The 1,822-nt window shown below is 64.1% G+C and carries 2 protein-coding genes and 1 pseudogene; all 3 read left to right on the top strand.

Going from position 1 to position 1,822, the window contains the following annotated elements; all coding sequences use genetic code 11:
* A pseudogene (locus ACXJL8_RS40110) lies at nucleotides 1-66 on the top strand (isoprenylcysteine carboxylmethyltransferase family protein); the annotation flags it as partial.
* A 144-nt stretch (nucleotides 67-210) separates the two neighbouring features.
* Nucleotides 211-669, top strand: coding sequence for a nuclear transport factor 2 family protein (locus ACXJL8_RS40105; protein ID WP_135170401.1), 459 nt, complete (start codon nucleotides 211-213; stop codon nucleotides 667-669).
* 17 nt (nucleotides 670-686) lie between these two features.
* Nucleotides 687-1,547 carry a class I SAM-dependent methyltransferase gene (locus tag ACXJL8_RS40100; RefSeq protein WP_456621547.1) on the top strand — a complete coding sequence of 287 codons (861 nt, stop codon included), beginning with the start codon at nucleotides 687-689 and terminating at the stop codon, nucleotides 1,545-1,547.
* The last annotated feature ends 275 nt before the right edge of the window (nucleotides 1,548-1,822 follow it).

Raw genomic sequence — 1,822 nt, 5'->3', positions numbered from 1 at the left:
TATCTCGAAGCGAAGTTCGGCGACGACTACCGCCGCTACAAGGCCGAGGTTCGCCGCTGGCTCTGACTATTGCGCCGCTGCCGTCTGCGTGGCCGCCCGTCAGCCAGCTTTCCCAACGGATCGCCGTCGTTACCCGGAGCAGCTTTCAGTATCTGGAAAGTATCCATCCGTCTTGCAGAGCCGTCGGCCATCCAACAACAGGGTGCATCAATGGTCTACAGTCTAATTGTCAAAAAAGAGATCCGCAGGAGCTTCGATCATGTCAACAACCAGCGTTGGGATGATGCTGCAAAGGGCCTAACACCAAACGCGTATCACTGGGTTGCCGGAGATCATGCGTTGGGGGGTGAGCGACATGGAAAGCAATCGGTGAAGCAGTGGTTCGAGCGCATGGGCCGTGTTTTCCCGAAGCTTCACATAGATATTGAGCAGGTCGAGGTGACGGGTTGGCCATGGAATACCACAGTGTTCGTCAAGTGGCGGGCCAACGCGAGGCTACTTGACGGCCAAAGCTCGTATGTGAACAGGGGCGTCCACGTCTTCAAGTTGCGATGGGGCAAGGTTTATTCGATTGAGGAATACTTCGACTCGCAGGCTGCAGAACGAAGCCTCGCTATCCAAGCTCGTGCCGGTTTGGATGAAGCTGCGGCTGGACCAATCGTGAGCTAACGCGGATCATTCGTGTGATGCCGCCATCAGCTTATCAGGTCGCCGACTGGAATGGCCAAAGCGGGGAGCGCTGGGTCGCTAACCAGGCCCGGCTCGATGCCATGGCGGCGGTGTTCGGCCAGGCCGCGATCGAAGCCGCCGCACCCGCCACGGGCGAACGCGTGCTGGACATCGGCTGCGGCGCGGGCGCGTCGAGTCTGGCTCTGGCGGCCCGCGTCGGCGCGGGGGGCCAAGTGCTGGGCGTGGACATATCCGAAGCGCTGATCGGCCGAGCGCGCGCGCTTGCGCCGCAGGATACGCCGGTCCAGTTCCGGGTGGCCGACGCTGGCAGCGCCGAGCTGCCCGAGGCCGCGTTCGACATCCTGTTCTCGCGTTTCGGGGTGATGTTCTTCGACGATCCTACGGCGGCGTTCGCTCATATGCGCCGTGCGCTCAAGCCGGGCGGGCGGGTCGCTTTCGTCTGCTGGCGCGGCATGGCCGAGAACGATTGGGTGCGCCTGCCGATGGACGCGATCAAAGGCATCGTCCCGCCGACGGCGCCGCCCGATCCCGAAGCGCCCGGCCCATTCTCGTTCGGCGACCGGGGGCGGGTGGCTCGTATCCTGACGGCGGCCGGCTTCACCGATATCGCTCTCGCGCCCTTCGATGCTTCCATCCCGTTTGGCGAGGGCGCGACGCGGGACGCGGCGATCGACGACGCGGTGAAGATGACGTTCGAGGTCGGCCCGCTGTCGCGCGTGCTCGCTGATCAGCCCGACGACATCCGGGCCCGCGCATCGGCCGCGGTTCGTGCCGCCTTCGCGGGCCGCCCCGGCGAGCGGTCGGTGATGATCGACAGAGCGACGTGGATCGTCACGGCGCGCAATCCGGCAAGCTGACAGGGATTAGCAGGGGAGACGCCCCCTCGATGGAGGGGGCCGTCTTTGGCCGGTCAGCGGGGCCAGATGAGTAGCCCTGACGCGCCTTCGGTTGACCCTGGCGAGCCGGAGTGAATTCGATCGAGCGATCGCCGGCAACATCGTGCGAATACGGCTTTCAACTTCGTCCTGAACCAGGACTATCGCGACTAAGCCGAAGCTGCCGGACCGAGCGCCCGCCGACACAAAAAACGGGGCGAATTCCGCAGCGTCTCGAACGACTTGCAGGATCGAGT

This window comes from Bradyrhizobium sp. P5_C11_2, from assembly GCF_054049755.1.
Note: the sequence above shows the minus strand (reverse complement) of the source record. Positions and strands in the feature narration are given on the sequence as shown.

What these genes read in the sequence shown, in the direction of transcription:
- ACXJL8_RS40105 (WP_135170401.1), top strand. Translation starts at nt 211, where the DNA reads ATGGTCTACAGTCTAATTGTCAAAAAAGAGATCCGCAGGAGCTTCGAT.
- ACXJL8_RS40100 (WP_456621547.1), top strand. Translation starts at nt 687, where the DNA reads ATGCCGCCATCAGCTTATCAGGTCGCCGACTGGAATGGCCAAAGCGGG.